Below are 17,480 nucleotides of genomic sequence, written 5' to 3'. Positions count from 1 at the left end.
TTGAAGGTCAAGACCCTTTCGCTTTCGCTTTTGTTTTTGTCTTTGCTTCCCGCGCAGGGCTGGCGGGCAGTATGAGTCCGTCCAGCAAGGTTGTCAGCGCATCTTCGATCGCGTGATCGCCGACCTTCTCGCGCACCAGCCGCCTGTCGATCGCCAGCATCGTCAGGCCGTGCAGATGCGCCCAGCAGGCAGTTGCCTGGCCGAGCGCCGGGCGCGGGCGGATCGTGCCGGCGCGCTGGCCGTGTTCCAGGATGTCGACGACCAGCAGGAAAGGCGCCTGCACGCGCGGATCGAGATGGATGTCCGAGGGCTCCCCGGCATCCGCGGCAAACATCAGTCGATAGAGATCCGGGTTGCGCTGCCCGAATGCGAGATGGGCATACGCGAGCGCCAGCAGCACGTCCGGTGCGCTCGCCGCGGGATCGATGGACGCGGCGAGCTCGTCGCGCAGGCGGTCGAAGCCGATCAGTGCGAGCTCGTGCAGCAACGCGGCCTTGTCCGGGAAATGCCGGTACGGCGCGGAGTGGCTGACGTTCGCGCGCCGCGCGATTTCACGCAGCGTGAACTGCCAGCCCTGCTGCTCCTGCAGCGTGTCGAGCGCCGTTTCGATGATCGCGCGACGCAGATCCCCGTGGTGATAGGCCTTTTGCCCGGCGTCCGCATCCTCATCCGACGACATCGTGTTGCTCCTATGTTGACAGGGGACACATTGTGGGCCTATGATCCGCCGCATGCAAGTTGACAGTGTCTACATCGACGCAACCTCGTGAGGTTCACCATGGCCGTTTCCGCAGAATCCATCTCGAGCTTCGACCCGGCGGTGCTGCTGGCCCGCCAGCGCAACGCGTTCGTCAGCGAGGGGCCGCCGACCTTGCAGCAGCGCAAGGCCAGGCTCGCGCGGCTGCGCGCCGTGGTGCTGGCGTATCGCCGCGAAGTGGAGGAGGCGATCAGCGCCGATTTCGGGAATCGCTCGCGGCACGAGACCGCGATCATGGAACTGGTCGGCGTGATCCAGGCGATCGACTACCTGACGCGCAACCTGCGCCGCTTCACGAAGCCGCAGCGCCGGCACGTCGGGATTTTCTATCGGGCCGGGCAGGCTCACGTGGAGTACCAGCCGTTGGGTGTGATCGGCGTGATGGCGCCGTGGAATTACCCGTTCTCGCTCACCTTCATTCCGCTGGCGACCGCGCTGGCCGCGGGCAATCGCGCGATGCTCAAGCCGTCGGAACTGACGCCGCGCACCAGCGAGGTGATGCGCCGGATGCTCGCGGAGACCTTCCCGAGCGAAGAAGTCGCGGTCGTGCTCGGCGGCCCGGAAGTCGGTGCGGCCTTCAGCGGCCTGCCGTTCGACCATCTGCTGTTCACCGGCAGCACGCAGGTGGGCCGCAAGGTCATGAAGGCGGCCAGCGAGAACCTGGTGCCGGTGACGCTCGAACTCGGCGGCAAGAGCCCGGCGATCGTCGCGCGGGGGCATGTCGATGGCCGGACGATGTCGAGCATCGTGTTCGGCAAGCTGTCGAACGGCGGACAGACCTGTGTGGCGCCCGACTATGCGCTGGTGCATGAAGACGACCTGGACGCGTTCGTCACGCAATACGATGCGGCCGTCGCGCGCTTCTATCCGGACGGGCCGACGAGCCCGGATTACACGTCGATCGTCAGCGACCGGCATTACGATCGCCTGAAGGGGCTCGTCGACGAAGCGCGCGGCAAGGGCGCGCGCGTGATCGAGGCGGGCGTGAGCCCGCAGCAGGCGGCGACCCGCAAGCGGACGCTCGCCCCCACGCTGATCGTCGGCGCCGGCGACGATACGGCCGTCATGCAGGAAGAAATCTTCGGGCCGATCCTGGCGGTGCGCACGTATCGCACGATCGACGAAGTCGTCGACTACGTGAATGCGCGTCCGCGTCCGCTCGTGCTGTATTACTTCGGTGCGCGGGACGGCGACTGCGAGTCGCTGCTCAAGCGCACCACGTCGGGCAATGTCGGTATCAACAACACGCTCCTGCATGTCGCGCAGGAAGACCTGCCGTTCGGCGGCGTCGGTCCGAGCGGGATGGGTGCGTATCACGGCATCGAGGGATTCCGCGCGATGAGCCACGCGAAGGGCGTGTTCGTGCAGGGGCGCTGGAACCTGCCGAGCCTGCTGCGCGCGCCGTTCGGCAAGCTCGCGGATCTCTCGCTGGCGGCGCTGCTCGGGCGGAGCCGGGAGCCGGTGGGCGTGCGCGCGGGATTGAGCGCCAAGCGCTGAACGCGGCCGCACGATGCCTGCTAGAGCGTAGTGCGCTTGCCCGCTCCCATGCGAACGGCGGCTTCGTCGAAGATCGTCGCGGCGAATTCGACCGCGGCCGGCATCCGCGCGTCATGCATCAGCACGAATTCGACTTCCGGCAGTTCCGGCAAGCCGTCGGCCACGCCGAGTTCCCGGAGCGTGCCGTCGATCGCGCTGCGCGGTACCGGCGCGATGGCGATGCCGGCGCGCACGCATGTCCGGATGCCGGCGACGCTCGGGCTTTCGCATGCGATCCGGTAGCGCAGGTCGGCCAGCGCGAGCGCCTTGAGGGCGGCGCCCCGGTACGGGCAAGGATCGGGGAAGCACGCGAGCGCCACCTCGCCTTCCGGCAACCGCTCGTGGCGCGCAAATGCCCAGACGAGCGGCTCTTGCCACAACGTCGCGCCCTGATCCGTGTGCGCGCACCGGCTGCCGATCACGAGATCGAATTCGCCGTCGGCATGCCGCCGAAACAAGCTGTCGCCGATGTCGACCGTCAGATCCAGCCGCAATCCGCGCCGCGTGACCGAGTGGCGACGCATCGCGTCCGGCAGCCAGCCTTCCGCGAAATCCTCCGATGCGCCGATGCGCAGCCGGGTATCGGCTGCGTCGCCGGCTCCCAGCCGCGCCCTCGCTTCCCCGCTCAGATTGAGCATCGCGCGCGCGTAACCGAGCAGCGTCTGGCCATGCGCGGTGAGCGTGACGCTGCGCGTATTGCGCACGAGCAGCGCCTGGCCGACCTGTTCTTCGAGACGAACGATCTGGGCGCTGACCGCGGACTGGCTGAGATTCAGCCTGCGACCGGCGCCGGTGAAACTCCGCACGTCGGCGACCGCGACGAACGTCTGAAGCAGCGCCGTGTCGAGAGGATTCTCCATTGATCACAAATCCGGGTTAATTCAATCAATTAATATCGTTTCCAAATTATAAGCGGGCTCGATACGCTGCGAACCGTAGTGGGCGACCGCGCATCCGGCGCGTCGCCGTCACTCCTGGCAAGGACCGGCTCCATGACGTGCGTGCTCTATATCGAAGGCTCACCCAACAAGGCATATTCCGCATCCATCGAAGTGTGCAATGCGTTTCTCGACGCGTACCGGCATGCGCATCCCGATCATGAAATACGAAAGCTCGACGTGTGGGATCTGGCGATGCCCGAATTCGACGAAGACGCGCTGGCCGCGAAATATGCGGGGCTGAGCGGCACCGCGTTGACACCGTCGCAGGCGGCGGCATGGCAGCGGATCGAGCAGCTCGCAGCGCCGTTCCACGCAGCGGACAAGTTCCTGTTCGGCGTGCCGCTGTGGAATTTCAGCATTCCGTACAAGCTCAAGCACCTGATCGATGCGATCTCGCAGAAGGACGTGCTGTTCACGTTCGACGACACGGGCTTCACCGGCAAGCTGGCCGGGAAAAAGGCGGCCGTGGTCTACGCGCGCGGGCTCGGTTATCAGTCGCCGGGTTCGTTTACGCCGGCCGCAGAGTTCGATCTTCAGCGCCCGTACATGGAAACATGGCTCAGGTTCGTGGGCGTGACGGACGTCACCGGCATCGTCGTCGAGCGTACGTTGTTCGGTGCCGACGGAAAGGTCGATCGCAGCCGCGCGATCGACGAAGCCCGATCGATCGCGCGCGGGTTCTGACGCTGCCGCGCAGGTATCCGGCGCGTCGGTGCGCCGGTGAGTCGGTACGTCGGCGGTGTGCTCCCGGCGCTTGTGTCGGCGTGCGGCGAGGACGCCCGGATCAGCGCCCGCCGCGCGCGATGGCGAGCGCAACGCCGAAGCCGACGAGCAGGCATCCGAAGGTGCGGTCGATCCAGTGCCGCAGCGACAGCAGGCGATCGCGGACGGCCGTCGCGGAGAAGCACACGGCCACCAGACCGAACCAGCCGGCGTGCGCCAGCGCGATGAATGCACCGTAGCCGATCTGCACGATCAACGGTGTGTCGGGCCGCACGGCCTGCATGAACAGGCTGACGATGAACACCGTGGTCTTGGGGTTCAGCGCATTGGTCAGGAAGCCGGTGCGCAGCGCGGCCAGGTCCGACAGTGGCGCGGCCGGCGCGTCGGCCTGCCCGTTGCCGGCCTTCGTCATGAGCATCTTCACGCCGAGGTAGACCAGGTAGATCGCGCCGATCAGCTTGACGGCATTGAAGAGCCACAACGATTGCCGGATCAGCAGGCCGACGCCCAGCAGCGTGTAGCTCACGTGAACCGTCACACCCAGCCCGATACCCAGCGCGGTGAGCACGCCCGAGCGGCGCGACAGCATCAGGCTGTTGCGCGTGACCATCGCGAAGTCCGGGCCCGGGCTGATCACGGCCAGCAGCGTGATGGTGACTACAACTATCAGTTCGGTCATCGTCCTGTCCTTGCGATTGATGGCTCGATGGCGCAATCTTATGGGTCATGTTTCAGCTGGAAAAGCGATGATTTCTGACCAGAATGGTGAGGTAAATTCACAATCGATGCGCGCGAACCTGCCTTCGCTGATGGCCCTGCGTTGCTTCGAGGCGGCGGCGCGTCACGAGAATTTCAGCCGCGCTGCCGACGAGCTGTGCCTGACCCACGGCGCGGTCAGCCGCGCGGTGCGGCTGCTCGAGGACGACCTGGGCGTGGCACTGTTCCAGCGGCGCAGCCGGCGCGTGTTCCTGACCGACGCGGGCCGCAAGCTGGCGCAGGCGGTCCACGACGGGCTGGGGCTGATGCGTCACGCCGCGCAGGAATTGCGCACCGAGGCCGCCCGGGCGCGGCGCTGGGTCCTGTCGTGCGAGCCGACGCTTCTGATGCGCTGGCTGATTCCGCGCTGGCCGGATTTCCAGGCGCGACATGCGGGCGTCGACGTTCACCTGGCGGCCGCGGGTGGCCCGTTTTCATTCGACAGCGGCATCGACATGGCGATTCGACGCAACGACTTTGCGTGGCCGGCGGGTTACCACGCGGAGCGTCTGTTCGCGGAGCGGGTGGGGCCGGTTTGCCGGCCGGACAAGGTCGATGCGTGGTTTTCCGCTCGCCGCGGCGAGCGTTCGTTGAAGACGGACGTTCCGCAGTTGCATACGCGGACACGGCCGGACGCATGGAAGGAATGGGCGGTTGCCGCGCATCAGCCGGCCGTGAGCGGGCGCGGGCAGGTGTTCGACCATTTCTACTTCAGCCTGCAGGCGGCGGTTGCGGGGCTGGGTGTCGCCATCGGCCCGTGGCATCTCGTTCGCGACGATATCGAAAGCGGTGTGCTGGTCGCGCCGATGGGGTTCGTCGAGGATGGTTCGCACTACTGCCTGTTGACGCCGGAGCCGGTGGTGGCGGGCCGTGCGCAGGCGGATGTGCTGGCGTGGTTGAGGACGGTGGCCTGATCGGCGCGCGGATGCCGGGGACGGGCGGTCGACGATGAGCGAGACCGGCTGCTTCCGACGTTGAAGCGGCGCGCTGACAGCCGGCTCGGCCAGCGCGATCGGGTGACCGTAGTCGCCGTCGCTACGGTCGGGCGTCCGGCGCGAACGTCCTGCCCGTCACGTCCACGATGAAGTCGATTGCCGCGCGAATCGTCGGCGCATGTCTGAGGTCGGCATGCACGACCAGCCAGAGATCCCGGGCGTACGGTTCCCCGTCGAACGGCAGGCGCTGCAACCCGGGATCGTTGTCGCCCATGAACACCGGCAGCCCGGCCACGCCGATGCCTGTACGTGCCGCCCCCTGCTGTGTCGTGATGTCGCTCACCTCGCACGCGATACGGCGGCCTCGCGCGATCGACTCGAGCCACTTCTGATGCGGCATTTCCGCGAATTGCGCGTCGTAGCAGATGAAGGCCCAATCGTCGGGCGACGACGCGTGCGCGTAGTCGCGGCTCGCATAGAGCCCGAACGCCATCTCGCCCAGCTTGCGCGTCACGTTTTGCGGTTCCTCGGGGCGGAACAGGCGCACGGCGATATCGGCTTCACGACGGGCGAGCGACACGCGTTGCGCCTGGCTGGCCATCGACAGCCGGATGCCCGGATGCAATTGCGCGAATTCATGTAGATGATTCGCGAAGAAGTTGTTTGCGAGTACGGGCGGCACGCTGATCGTCACGGTGCCGTGCATCGGCAGGTGTTCCGTAAGCGCGAGGCGCTCGATCGCAAACGCGTGCGCCTCCATTTTCTCGGCGAGCTCGAGTATCTGCCGGCCGGCGGCGGTCGGCCGGCACGCGCGCGGCAACCGGTCGATCACGCGGATCTTCAGTTCCGCCTCGAGTGCGCCCAAGCGGCGGCTGACGGTTGCGTGGTCGACATTCAAGCGCCTGGCGGCGGCCGAAAGACTCCCCGTTTGTGCGACGGCAACGAAGTAGCGCAGGTTTTCCCAGTCGAACATCGGTGCATTTTCTCCAGGTTGCTGTGCTGTTTTGCGGAATATTCGCACAGAAGGCGATCCTCTACGCTGCAATCCTCCCCATGCGAAGGATTGCCGATGCAGACCTCATCCAGACATCACCCGCGGCTGGTTCAAACGGCCGCGTGCCTCGGTTTTGCTGTCGTCCTGATCGACGTCAGCGTCGTCAACGTTGCGCTCGATGCATTGCGGACGGCCTTTGGCGCAGCGGTCACGGACCTGCAATGGGTCGTCAATGCGTATGCGCTCGTGTTCGCGGCGACCCTGCTGATGGCCGGCGCCCTCGGCGACCGGCTGGGCGCAAAGCGCGTGTTCATTGCCGGCTACGCGATATTCACGCTCTCGTCGATCGGCTGCGGCATCGCGCATTCGATGGAAGCGTTGATCGCGTGGCGGCTCGTTCAGGGGATCGGCGCGTCGCTGCTGGTGCCGAACTCGCTGGCCGTGCTGCGCGTCGCATTCGACGACGCGGCGGCGCGCAGCCGGGCGATCGGCTGGTGGGGCGCCGGCGGCGGCATCGCGCTGGCCGCGGGGCCGTTGGCCGGCGGATTGCTCATCGCTGCCGTGGGTTGGCGCAGCATTTTCCTGGTCAATGTGCCGGTCGGCCTGGCCGGTATCTGGATGACATGGCGGTTTGCGCCGGACACGAAAGCGCAGCGCGGAAGGCGCCTGGATCTTCCCGGACAACTGACCGGTGCGTTGGCGCTGGCGGCGCTCACGTTCGCGTCGACCGAGATCAGTGCACTGGGATGGCGCAACCCGGTCATCGTGGGCGCGTTCGCGTTGTGCGTCGGGCTGGGCATCGCGTTCGTCCGGCTGGAAGCGCGTAATCCGGACGCGATGCTGCCATCTGCGTTGTGGCAGGACCGGATCGTCCGCAGTTCGATCGTGATCGGCGCGATCGCGAATCTGGTCTTCTACGGGATCGTGTTTACGTTGAGCCTGCTTTTTCAGTCGGTGTGGCATATGACGCCCGTGCGTACGGGTGTCGCGTTTCTGCCGATGATGGGTGTGCTGATGGCCATGAGCATCGCTTCCGGCAGACTCACCGGCAGGCTCGGTGCGCGCACGCTGGCGACGGCCGGCCTGTCGATTTCCGCGGTCGGGTATCTCGCGATGTGGCCGGCGATCGCCGTGCACTCCAACGCGCTGCTCGCAATACCGATGCTGCTGGCAGGCAGCGGCATCGCGCTGACGATACCGACGATCACGGACGCGGCGCTCGCGGCGGTGAGCGCCGCGCAGTCAGGGGTGGCGTCCGGGCTGTTGAATACGGCCCGGCAGGTGGGCGGCGTGTTGGGCGTCGCGTTGTTTGGTTTCTTCGTTCGGGCGGCAGACAGCGCGACGTTCGTTCACGGGATGGCGCGGGCGTTGATCGTTTCCGTTCTGTTGCTGGTGGCCGGTGCGGTGATGGCGTGGCGGAATCTGGGGCAGGCAGGGGCGCGAGGAATTCGGGCTCGCGGGGCGAACCCTCAACGTCAATGACCGACCCGATAGACGCGACCGCTATGCACGCCTTCCACGCTGCGTCGATAGGCCATTGCCACACGTGCCGCCGGCACGCTCTCGCAGCCGGGAAAGAACGGACCGAACCGATCCATGGATTCCGTCAGCACCGTCGGGCTCACGACGTTGATCCGGATGCCGCGCGGAAAATCGCACGCGGCTGCGCGCACGAATCCTTCAATCCCGGCATTCGATGCGGCGGCATGGGCGCCTTGCGCAATCGGATCATCGACCGCGATGCCCGAGGTCAGCGTGATCGACCCGCCGTCGACCAGATAGTGCTGGCCCACCAGTGCGACGCGCACCTGGCTCAGCAGCTTATCCTGCAATCCCTTGTGGAAATCGGCCGCCGTCATCTTCTCGATCGGGGCAAGGATGACATTGCCCGCGGCGGCGACGATTGCGTCGACTTGCCCGATCTTCTCGAACAGCGCATTCACGCTCTCGTCACGGGTGATGTCGACCTGATGGTCACCGGAGGTGCGACCCACGCGAACGACTTCGTGTCTTCCGTCACGGGCAAGCTCATCTGCCACGGCACGTCCGACGTCTCCGCCGGCGCCGATTACAACGATCTTCATGGAACCACTCCTTTTCGGTTTCAGGTTGGAGCAGCCATTGTTCTTCGAACCAATATTGAGATAAATGTGCTCTAATTTCCGACACTACTAATCGCCAGTTCGCAATATGGACAAGCTGCGTTCAATGGAAACCTTCGTTGCCGTCGTGGAAGGGGGCAACTTCACCGAGGCGGCGCAGCGGCTTGGCATGTCGGCGGTCATGGTCGGCAAGTACGTGCGCGAACTTGAAGAGCGCCTCGGCGCGCGCATGCTGGAGCGCACCACGCGACGGCAGAGCCTGACGGATGCGGGGCGCGTGTTCTACGAAGATGCCAAGCGCGCGCTTGAACAGGTACGGATCGCCGAGACGTCGGTCGAGCGATTGCGCGCGTCGCCGTCCGGCACGTTGCGGATCAGCGCGCCGATTACCTTCGGCGCATGCGTCGTCGCGCCGCTGGCCGCGACGTTCCAGCAGATGCATCCGCTCGTGCGCATCGAGCTGGCGTTGAGCAATCGCGTCGTCGACCTGGTGGACGAGGGTTTCGATCTCGCCGTTCGAATTGGTGAACTGGGTGACGTCGATCTGATCGCAAAGCCGTTGACCATGTATCGCATGGTGATTTGCGCATCGCCCGGTTACCTCGCGCGGCATGGACGTCCGGAGACGCCGCAGGATCTGGGCGTGCATCACTGCCTGTCTCACTCGGTGTGGAACGGCCGTAACGGGTGGAAGCTCGGTGGGTGGGACGGGCCGCAGGTTTCGCAGGATCCGGTCTTCACGTGCGACGACGGGAACGGGCTGCGCATGGCCGCCATCGCGGGCGCGGGATTGTTGCTGCAGCCCGAAGCTCTGGTGGCGCACGATCTGGCGAGTGGCGCGCTGGTGCCGGTGTTGCAAGCGTACTTGCCGGCGCCGCATCCGGTTCATGTCGTGTATCGGCACGATCAGCGGCCATTGCCGAAGCTGACTCGTTTCGTCGAGCATTTGATCGAGCATGGTGCGGGGCGTTGAAGTCGAACGCAGGTAGCGATCGCGGATTCGTGGCGAATCGAATGTCGACAGGAAGCGACGCGTTGCAAGTGCGTGGCACTGGAGAGCCGAAGCGATCGCCGCCCGCTGGCGCCGCGCCATTTCTGCGCGGCCGGGATTCCATTGGCGACCGCGTCGAGGTTGAACACCCGGGCTTCTAAGCGAGCGCGCGGTGGTACACGAAGCCGGCATTCGTTCCGCCGCCCCGACCTATGGCGATCTGAATATTGAGGTGTGCCATCGCCTCGAGATAACGGGCGTTGTTCAAGGGGCCGGTCACGACGGGCGCGAACCCCGCGCTTTCCGCGATCTCGGCGACCGTCGTGTTGGCCTGGACGTCGTTGCCCGCGATGAATGCCGTAACGGCATGGCCACCGCGATCGATGCGATCCGGCGTCATGATGTCGGCGAACACCGTGTTGAAGCACTTCACCAGACGCGCGCCCGGCAGCAGGTGGCCGATCGCCTCGGCTGCCGATCCGTCGGCCCCCAGCGGAAGTGGCGACCAGTCGTCCTTGAGCGCATTCGTTGCGTCAACAACGATCTTGCCGGCCAGCCGATGCGCAAGGGAGGGAAGTACCTCGGCGCACGCCTGATAGAGGACAGCGATGATGACAACATCACCATGCGTCGCGGCCTCTTCCAGCGACGCGATTCGGTACCGGGCGCCCGGGCGCGCCCTCGCGGGATTGCGCAAGCCGACTACCACATCATGTCCCGCCGCGACCAGCAATTCGGCCAGATTCCCGCCAAAGTTTCCACCGCCCAGGAATGCGATCTTCATGGCATGCACCTCACGATTGATTGGGTGGCATCATTCTTTCAATTCCGGTTTCTGCAATCAATTAGGTACCCGAGGGTAACCATGACGAAGAAGATCGAGTTGCCGCCCGATGCGTTCCTGAAAGTCTGTCCGTCACGCGCGGTGCTCGCGCGTATCGGGCAGAAGTGGACCGTGCTGGCCATGGTCGCGATGAAGGATGGGCCGATGCGTTTTGGCGACATCAAGCGCCGCCTGGAAGGTGTCTCGCAGAAGATGCTGACCCAGACGCTGCGCGCGATGGAGCGCGACGGACTGGTGGTGCGCAATGTCTACGACGAGCTGCCGCTGCGTGTCGAGTACGCGCTGAGTTCTCTGGCCGGTACGCTGCTTCCGCTCGTCATCGATCTCAAGGCATGGGCGGAGAATGCGCTCGCGACGATCGAGGCGAGTAATCGTGCGTTCGATCGTGAGCATGCGGAGTAGAGGGAGGGGATTCTGGGTGGGTTCAAGCCTTTTATGTGCTGGCGTGCTCGTTGTTCGTGCGGTCACTCGAGACGGGCGACGCACGCATGTCCTCCGACGCGGGGGAGTCCGTTACCGCACCCAGAGATTTGCGAACGGCACGAAGCCCAGGGGCGCGGCCTCTACACCGGCAACATGCGACTCCAGCTCGATATGCTGATGCTCGTGCGAGATCGGGATCAGCCAGCCCGCTTCGACCAGTTGCCGGCCGATCTCCTCGTAGCCCGTCATGCGCACGCGCGCATCGGCTTGCGCCTGCAGCCCGTGCAGCACGCGATCCAGCTCAAGCACCGCATCGGCCGGCATCCACTGCCGAAAAATGCTGTCGGCGGCAAACCATTCGTAGCATCCGAAATCCTCGTCGTCATGCAGTATCTCGCTGCCCAGCACCAGGTCGGCCGCATCCAGCCAGTCGCGCCGGATCAACTCGGCATAAGGCAGCGCCATCACCTGCAGCCGGATATCCGCCTCGCGCAGCCGGGCTTCGATGATGCGCGCCAGCGCGAGTTCGTCATGGGTTTCCCCCGTCACCAGGGTGAGTTCTGTTTGAGCGGGCAAGGAGGGCACGGGGCCCGATGCCGCGACGCGATGCTGCCAGGCCGGTAACAGGCCGGCCGCGGGCCGTCGCGCGGGATCGTCGGCCCCGAACAGGCGGCCGGGCGCAAGCCAGTCCGCCAGCGCGAGCCGCTGTTCGCGCTGGCGAAAACCGTCGCGCGTGGCGTTGCAGACCACGTAGGTGCAGCCCGCCTGCACCCGCACGATGCCCTTGTTGGCTTGCGTGCGGGAAACGGAGTGGCCGAAGCGGAGGTCGAAGCCGTCCGCCAGGCCGGTCGAGGGAAGAAACCAGAGATCCAGTTCGTCGAGCAGGGCCCGCTCGCGGTAATGATGGCCGAAGGCCGACAGGGTAATGCGGTATTCGCTGTGACGCGTCAGCCTGAACGGCCCCGTTCCGATCGGCATGCGTGCGAAGTCGGGCTTCCGGTGCCTCGGCACGATCGAGGCATTGGCCGCCGCGAGGCGCTGCGGCCACAGATGATCGACGTCGCTCAGACGGCACACGATTCGCCGGCCGTCGCCGATTTCCACGTCGAGCAGATGACGGTATAGCCGCTGGAAATAGCTCGGCTCGTCACGCATGCGCAGCAGCGTGTACCGCACGTCCTCCGGTTCCAGCGGCGTGCCGTCGTGGAAGACGACGTTCGGCCGGAGCCAGAAGTGCCAAATCCGTCCGTCCTCTTCCGATTCCCAGTGATGCGCCAGTGCCGGCACGACGCGCTGCGTGTGCCGGTCGAACTCGGTCAGTCGCGAAAAGATCTGCCGCACCAGATGCGCTTCCAGCCGGCTGATCACCCGATAGGGATCGAGTTCATCCACCGCCCGATAAAGGGGAATGCGCAGACGGTGGCTGTGCGAACCCTCCGTATCGATGCCCAGGAAATCTGGCAGCCGTTTCAGCAACTGTCGGCGCTGCTCGTCTGCCAGGCTGGCAAACGCCTGCTCCAGTTCCCCTTCCGCCAGCAAGGCCGACAGGCGGTCGAGCACCGCGTGCTGCGGCGGCACCAGGATAGTCAGGCGCGAAAAGTGGCCACGGCCGCGCGCCGACTCCCAGCGCAGCCAGCCTTGCGCTTCCATCTTGCGCAGCAGGCCCCGCACGTTGCGTTCGGTGCAGTTCAGGGCGCGCGCCAGCGCCGGCAGGCCGGGCTGGTTCCCCTGCTCTTCGAGAAACTCGCCAAGTCGATGAAACCGGTCGATCAGTCGCATAAAAGAGGAAACAAAAAAATCGAAATTTGCCGTTTTTATTGTGCTTTCCGTTGTGCAGAATGTACACGCTTATAAAACAAGTCGATTCAAACTAGCCTTGCCAGAAGCGGGTATGCATCGTTTTGTTGATTTGTGTGGATTTGTAAAAAATAGCTGAATCGAACGTCAATTTCCATTCCCGGGATTATTGATTCGATCGCCATTGCGTAAATATCGCTGCTTCAATACGGCAACGCCCCGGCCTTTATCAATCATCGTGGATAGTTAATGAGCGAATTGGATTTTGAATATCTTCCATCCCGCAATACGCTGGTTCATCAGGTCGAACGTCCGCACGGCGAACCGCGGCGGGAGCATTTCCGTTTCGTCCGGCAGCCGCTGGCGCCATTGGCGCCCGGCGAAGCTCTGGTGAGAAACATGCATTTTTCAGTCGATCCCTACATGCGCGAATGCATGGACGGCGACTGGGCACTGCATGCGCCGCTCGAAGGCCGGACCATCGGCCGGGTACTGCGCTCCACGGACACCGCGCTGCGGCCCGGCGACTGGGTATTCCATCGACAGGGATGGCGTACCTACGCCCAGGTACCGGTGCAGGCGCTGCGGGTGATCCGGCCCGCGGAGGGTGTGCCGATCACCGCGTGGCTGAGCATCCTCGGCGGCACCGGGTTGACTGCCTGGGTCGCCCTGACCCGCATCGTCCGCCTGCAGCCCGGCGAATCCGTTTATGTGTCCGCCGCGGCCGGCGGCGTTGGCACTGCGGCCGGCCAGTTCGCGAAATTGCTCGGCGCGGGCCGGATCGTCGGGAGCACCAGCAACGAAAGCAAGGCACGGCAACTGATGCACGGCCTCGGCTATTCCGACGCATTCGTCTACCGGCCCGGGCAAGTCGCTGCGCAATTGCGCGAAAGGGTTCCCGAAGGCATCGACGTCTACCTGGACAACGTCGGCGGCGAACAGCTCGAGGCAGCCATCGCCGTCCTGAAAGACCACGGGCGCGCGGCGCTGATCGGCGCGGTCGCGCAATACAGCGCGCTGCAGCCTCCCGCCGCGCCGCGCAATCTGTTCGACGCGGTGGGCAAGAGCCTGACGCTGCAGGGCTTTCTCGTGAAGAACTACGCCAGCCTGCAGCAGGAACTAGAGGCATTCGCGATCCCGCACCTCCAGCGCCGCGACCTCGTTGCGCCCGAAACCGTCACGACAGGCTTCGACAACATCGTCGACGCGTTTCTCGCGATGCTCTCGGGCGGCAATCTCGGCAAGGCCATTGTCAGCGTCGATAGCGACGACGAAGGTGCGTCCTGATTCTCGCCCGCGGGATGCGGACGGTAAGCCATTGCGATCTGTCACGACCATTCGACTTGCGTTCCAGTAAGCGACCTTCGACGAACACACAAGCGCCAGCGCGATCCAAGACCTGATCGACGAAGGTGTCGCCGAACGACCGAACGACCCGCGCCGGACATAAACCACCACACCCGCCGCTCAATCAAGATAAGGCTCCAACACCCCCTCGATCCAGTCCATGAAGGCCCGGACGCGAGGCGACAGATTGCGCCGATGAGCCACGACAAGCGACGCGGCGAGCGGCTCGGGCCGCAAGTCGGGCAGCACCTCCACCAGCGCGCCGCTTTCAATGTAATGCGCAAGCGTCGGATATCCCGCCTGGATCAACCCGAGGCCTGCCAGCCCGGCTGCATGATAGGTCTGCACACTGTTGACCTGCATCGCGCTCGGCAGCGGAAGCGACGCATAGCCGTCGCCGTCCGGGTATTCCCATCCGGCATGCCTGGTACCGAGTGTCAGCGTGTAGTGGATCATCCGGTGTCCCTGCGTGCGCAGATCATCGAGCGTGTGCGGTGTGCCGTACCGCGCCAGATAGCTCGGGCTCGCCGCATTGGTCATCCGCAGTTTTCCCAGCGGCCGTGCAATCAGCGTCTCGTCGACGATCGGCCCGAGCCGGATCACGCAGTCGAATCCTTCCTGGACGAGATCGACACGCCGATCGGTGCTCGAAAGTTCCAGTTCCAGTTCCGGATGCGCCGCCATCAGTTGCGGGAGTGCGGGAATCACGACGCTGCGTGCCAGCTCGGTGGGCATGTCGACACGCAGCCTTCCCCGCAACGGTGTGCCGTTGCCGGAGAACATCGATTGCAATTCCTGTACTTCGGCCAGCAGGTCGCGCGCGCGTGAATAAAAGGCGCGCCCGTCTTCAGTCAGCTGAACGCGCCTCGTGGTCCGGTGCAGGAGCGCAACGCCCACGTCCCGCTCGAGTTCACGGATCACCATCGACACACGTCCCTTCTGGATACCGAGGCTTTCGGCCGCGCGCGTGAAGCTCGTCATTTCGGCGACACGGGCAAAGATCAAAAGCGCGTCGAGGTTTTGCATTGTTCACCCAGGGAGTAACAGAACGTTCAATTTGTCATCGTTTATAACTCAGTTGCGGCTCGGTAGAGTGGCTTCCCATGTCGTCCACGGCGGACAACCTGAACGAAAGGAAGCACCCAATGACACCACACGTCGCTCCGGTCAACACGGTCGTCGTATTTCACTCCGGCTACGGGCATACCGAGCGCATGGCAAGCGCTGTCGCCGAAGGCGCCCGCGCCGTGCTCGTCGCGATCGACAGCGAGGGAAACATTCCAGCGGATGCCTGGGAAACGCTCGCCGGCGCGGACGCGATCCTGTTCGGCTCGCCGACCTACATGGGCGGCCCGAGCTGGCAGTTCAAGAAGTTTGCCGACGCATCCTCGAAGGTCTGGTTCGAAGGCGGATGGCGGAACAAGATCTTTGGCGGCTTCACCAACAGCGCAAGTATCAACGGCGACAAGCTCAACACGCTCGAATACTTCTTCCTGCTCGCCGGGCAGCACGGTGGCATCTGGGTCAGCATGGACATCAAGCCGGCGAACGTGAAAGCCTCGATGCGTGACGACCTGAATCGCATGGGCGCCTATATCGGGCCGATGGCGCAAACGCCTGCCGATGCGTCGCCCGAGGAAATGTCACCGGGCGACCTCGAGACGGCACGCCGCCATGGCATGCGCGTCGCGACGATCGCCGGACAGTTTCGGTCCGGAACACCTCGAGGCAACTGAAATCCCGGCATGCGCGACGGGACGTGACGCAACGGAACGGACGCCGCCGCATGCCATCCAGCTACGTTTGAAGGGAAGGGTGATGAAATACAAGCAACTTGGCCGCACCGGCCTGTACGTTTCCGAGTTGTGCCTCGGCACGATGACGCTGGGCGGCAACGCCGATGCCGGCATGTGGAAGGCGATCGGCGCCGTCGAACAGGACGAGGCGAACCAGCTGATCGCCCGCGCGCTTGCCGACGGAATCAATTTCATCGATACCGCCGACATTTACTCCTTTGGCCAGTCCGAACGCATCGTCGGGCAGGCCCTCCGGGACATCGGCGTGCCGCGCAGCGAGATCGTGCTCGCGACCAAGACGGCCGGCGTGATGGGCCGGAAGCCCAACGAACAGGGGGCGTCGCGCGGCCACATCATGGATTCCGTGCAGAGAAGCCTGGAACGGCTTCAGGTCGACCATATCGATCTGTACCAGATTCACGCCAACGATCCCGTCACGCCGATCTCGACGATCTCACGCGGCAGGGGCTGGTCCGATATGTCGGCGTGTCGAATTGGCGCGCGGGCAGGATCGGCAAGGCGCTCGGGCTGAGTGCGGCGCTTCGCGCCACGCGCTTCGAGACGCTCCAGGCCTACTATTCGATCGCCGGACGTGACGTCGAGCGCGAGCTGGTGCCACTCGTCGTCGAGGAGCAGATGGGGCTGCTCGTCTGGTCGCCTCTCGCCGGCGGGTTGCTGTCGGGGAAGTTCGGTCCCGGTACGTCGAACGACAGCGGTTCGCGGCGCAATCATTTCGATTTTCCGCCGGTCGATCTTGATCGAGCCTGGCCGTGCGTTGCAGAGATGCGCACCATCGCCGATGCGCACGATGTCTCGGTCGCCCGGATCGCGCTCGCGTGGCTACTTGCGAGGCCGCATGTCACAAGCGTGATTGTCGGCGCCAAACGGATCGAACAGCTCGAAGACAATATCGGCGCGGTCGACGTCGTCCTGACCGAGACCGAGCTTGCGCGTCTCGATGCCGTGAGTGCTTTGCCGGCCAGCTATCCCGGCTGGATGATCGAGCGTCAGGAGGCGGGCAGGCGCCCTCAACCTTTCCGGCGCGTCGCGTCGGAATAGAACCGGCTATCGCACCTCAATCCAGGCGACGCAAGTCGTTGAAGATCGCCGCCCCGCGTTGAATCGCGTGTTCCCATTACCAAAGAGAGATCGACATGCCGAAGGGTTATCTAGTCGCACACGTCAGCGTTTCGGACCCGGCCGCCTATGCTGCTTATGCAGAAGCCGCGGGTGATGCAATCAAGACTTTCGGCCCCAAGGTCATTGCGGCCTGGGGGCAGTATGAAAACCTCGAAGGCGATGCCCATGAGCGGCATGTGGTCCTCGAGTTCGATTCGTTCGCCGAGGCCAGGCGTTTTTATGAGAGCCCCGAATACCAGACGGCCAAGGCACTTCGCGCCGGCGCGGCAACCGGGACCTTCGTCATTCTCGAGGGGGCTTCATGACGCTGACCACGACACGTTCGAACATGAGCTTCGTCGATTCGATCTCGCGGCAGGGGGCCTCACGAATCCCGGACGTCCTTCGCCGGAGGCGAC

General features: G+C 64.7%; 17 protein-coding genes and 1 pseudogene. 10 read left to right on the top strand and 8 right to left on the bottom strand.

All coding sequences use genetic code 11. The annotated features are described in order from the left end of the window. Positions 1 to 7: 7 nt before the first annotated feature. On the bottom strand, positions 8 to 733 hold the full coding sequence (locus tag ABIC51_RS25465; RefSeq protein ID WP_226129247.1) for a TetR/AcrR family transcriptional regulator: 726 nt from the start codon (positions 731 to 733) through the stop codon (positions 8 to 10). Positions 734 to 778: 45 nt separating this feature from the next. Between ABIC51_RS25465 and ABIC51_RS25460 the strand changes: the two genes are divergently transcribed. Next, positions 779 to 2,254: a coniferyl aldehyde dehydrogenase gene (locus tag ABIC51_RS25460; protein ID WP_175861650.1), complete on the top strand. Its 1,476-nt coding sequence runs from the start codon at positions 779 to 781 to the stop codon at positions 2,252 to 2,254. 20 nt (positions 2,255 to 2,274) lie between these two features. Here the strand turns inward: ABIC51_RS25460 and ABIC51_RS25455 are convergent, their stop codons facing one another. Then, positions 2,275 to 3,153: a LysR substrate-binding domain-containing protein gene (locus ABIC51_RS25455; RefSeq protein WP_226129245.1), complete on the bottom strand. Its 879-nt coding sequence runs from the start codon at positions 3,151 to 3,153 to the stop codon at positions 2,275 to 2,277. 132 nt (positions 3,154 to 3,285) lie between these two features. Between ABIC51_RS25455 and ABIC51_RS25450 the strand changes: the two genes are divergently transcribed. Further along, a complete protein-coding gene (locus ABIC51_RS25450) occupies positions 3,286 to 3,918 on the top strand; it encodes an FMN-dependent NADH-azoreductase (RefSeq protein ID WP_060085920.1) in 633 nt (210 codons plus the stop codon). Positions 3,919 to 4,018: 100 nt separating this feature from the next. On the opposite strand, the gene ABIC51_RS25445 is transcribed toward ABIC51_RS25450, so the two are convergent. Beyond that, a complete protein-coding gene (locus ABIC51_RS25445; protein ID WP_226129243.1) occupies positions 4,019 to 4,636 on the bottom strand; it encodes a LysE family translocator in 618 nt (205 codons plus the stop codon). A 67-nt stretch (positions 4,637 to 4,703) separates the two neighbouring features. Between ABIC51_RS25445 and ABIC51_RS25440 the strand changes: the two genes are divergently transcribed. After that, a complete protein-coding gene (locus tag ABIC51_RS25440; protein WP_146253150.1) occupies positions 4,704 to 5,627 on the top strand; it encodes a LysR family transcriptional regulator in 924 nt (307 codons plus the stop codon). Positions 5,628 to 5,748: 121 nt separating this feature from the next. On the opposite strand, the gene ABIC51_RS25435 is transcribed toward ABIC51_RS25440, so the two are convergent. Next, positions 5,749 to 6,621 (bottom strand): LysR family transcriptional regulator, encoded by an 873-nt coding sequence (locus ABIC51_RS25435; RefSeq protein WP_146253013.1) that lies wholly within the window; start codon positions 6,619 to 6,621, stop codon positions 5,749 to 5,751. A 96-nt stretch (positions 6,622 to 6,717) separates the two neighbouring features. On the opposite strand from ABIC51_RS25435, the gene ABIC51_RS25430 reads away from it, so the two are divergent. Beyond that, positions 6,718 to 8,124: an MFS transporter gene (locus ABIC51_RS25430; RefSeq protein ID WP_049096282.1), complete on the top strand. Its 1,407-nt coding sequence runs from the start codon at positions 6,718 to 6,720 to the stop codon at positions 8,122 to 8,124. On the opposite strand, the gene ABIC51_RS25425 is transcribed toward ABIC51_RS25430, so the two are convergent. Then, positions 8,118 to 8,726 (bottom strand): short chain dehydrogenase, encoded by a 609-nt coding sequence (locus ABIC51_RS25425; RefSeq protein WP_175855551.1) that lies wholly within the window; start codon positions 8,724 to 8,726, stop codon positions 8,118 to 8,120. The two genes, ABIC51_RS25430 and ABIC51_RS25425, sit on opposite strands and share 7 nt — an antisense overlap. Positions 8,727 to 8,832: 106 nt before the next feature. On the opposite strand from ABIC51_RS25425, the gene ABIC51_RS25420 reads away from it, so the two are divergent. After that, positions 8,833 to 9,717, top strand: coding sequence for a LysR family transcriptional regulator (locus ABIC51_RS25420; RefSeq protein WP_334054070.1), 885 nt, complete (start codon positions 8,833 to 8,835; stop codon positions 9,715 to 9,717). Between the two features lie 175 nt (positions 9,718 to 9,892). On the opposite strand, the gene ABIC51_RS25415 is transcribed toward ABIC51_RS25420, so the two are convergent. Beyond that, entirely contained in the window at positions 9,893 to 10,519 is a 627-nt protein-coding gene (locus ABIC51_RS25415; RefSeq protein ID WP_175861652.1) for an NADPH-dependent F420 reductase, read from the bottom strand. A gap of 81 nt (positions 10,520 to 10,600) precedes the next feature. Between ABIC51_RS25415 and ABIC51_RS25410 the strand changes: the two genes are divergently transcribed. Continuing rightward, positions 10,601 to 10,981, top strand: a complete 381-nt coding sequence (locus ABIC51_RS25410) for a winged helix-turn-helix transcriptional regulator (RefSeq protein ID WP_034196196.1) — start codon at positions 10,601 to 10,603, stop codon at positions 10,979 to 10,981. A gap of 111 nt (positions 10,982 to 11,092) precedes the next feature. Here ABIC51_RS25410 and ABIC51_RS25405 read toward each other — a convergent pair whose 3' ends face one another. After that, positions 11,093 to 12,781: an SgrR family transcriptional regulator gene (locus tag ABIC51_RS25405; protein WP_175855548.1), complete on the bottom strand. Its 1,689-nt coding sequence runs from the start codon at positions 12,779 to 12,781 to the stop codon at positions 11,093 to 11,095. 267 nt (positions 12,782 to 13,048) lie between these two features. Here ABIC51_RS25405 and ABIC51_RS25400 point away from each other — a divergent pair, with 267 nt between their 5' ends. Then, positions 13,049 to 14,086, top strand: a complete 1,038-nt coding sequence (locus ABIC51_RS25400) for an MDR family NADP-dependent oxidoreductase (RefSeq protein ID WP_059693539.1) — start codon at positions 13,049 to 13,051, stop codon at positions 14,084 to 14,086. Between the two features lie 180 nt (positions 14,087 to 14,266). On the opposite strand, the gene ABIC51_RS25395 is transcribed toward ABIC51_RS25400, so the two are convergent. Continuing rightward, positions 14,267 to 15,172, bottom strand: coding sequence for a LysR family transcriptional regulator (locus tag ABIC51_RS25395; RefSeq protein WP_175899686.1), 906 nt, complete (start codon positions 15,170 to 15,172; stop codon positions 14,267 to 14,269). 119 nt (positions 15,173 to 15,291) lie between these two features. Between ABIC51_RS25395 and ABIC51_RS25390 the strand changes: the two genes are divergently transcribed. The 3 genes and pseudogenes from ABIC51_RS25390 (at position 15,292) to ABIC51_RS25380 (ending at position 17,387) form a co-directional block, all read left to right on the top strand. Then, positions 15,292 to 15,882: a flavodoxin family protein gene (locus ABIC51_RS25390; RefSeq protein WP_175899683.1), complete on the top strand. Its 591-nt coding sequence runs from the start codon at positions 15,292 to 15,294 to the stop codon at positions 15,880 to 15,882. Between the two features lie 82 nt (positions 15,883 to 15,964). After that, positions 15,965 to 17,001 (top strand): annotated as a pseudogene (locus ABIC51_RS25385) (aldo/keto reductase). A 95-nt stretch (positions 17,002 to 17,096) separates the two neighbouring features. Further along, positions 17,097 to 17,387, top strand: coding sequence for a DUF1330 domain-containing protein (locus ABIC51_RS25380; RefSeq protein WP_175855544.1), 291 nt, complete (start codon positions 17,097 to 17,099; stop codon positions 17,385 to 17,387). The last annotated feature ends 93 nt before the right edge of the window (positions 17,388 to 17,480 follow it).

This window comes from Burkholderia sp. 572 (assembly GCF_040545135.1).
Classification (GTDB): Bacteria; Pseudomonadota; Gammaproteobacteria; order Burkholderiales; family Burkholderiaceae; genus Burkholderia; species Burkholderia cepacia.
The sequence above is the reverse complement of the archived record's forward strand: the minus strand, read 5'-3'. Positions and strand labels throughout refer to the sequence as shown.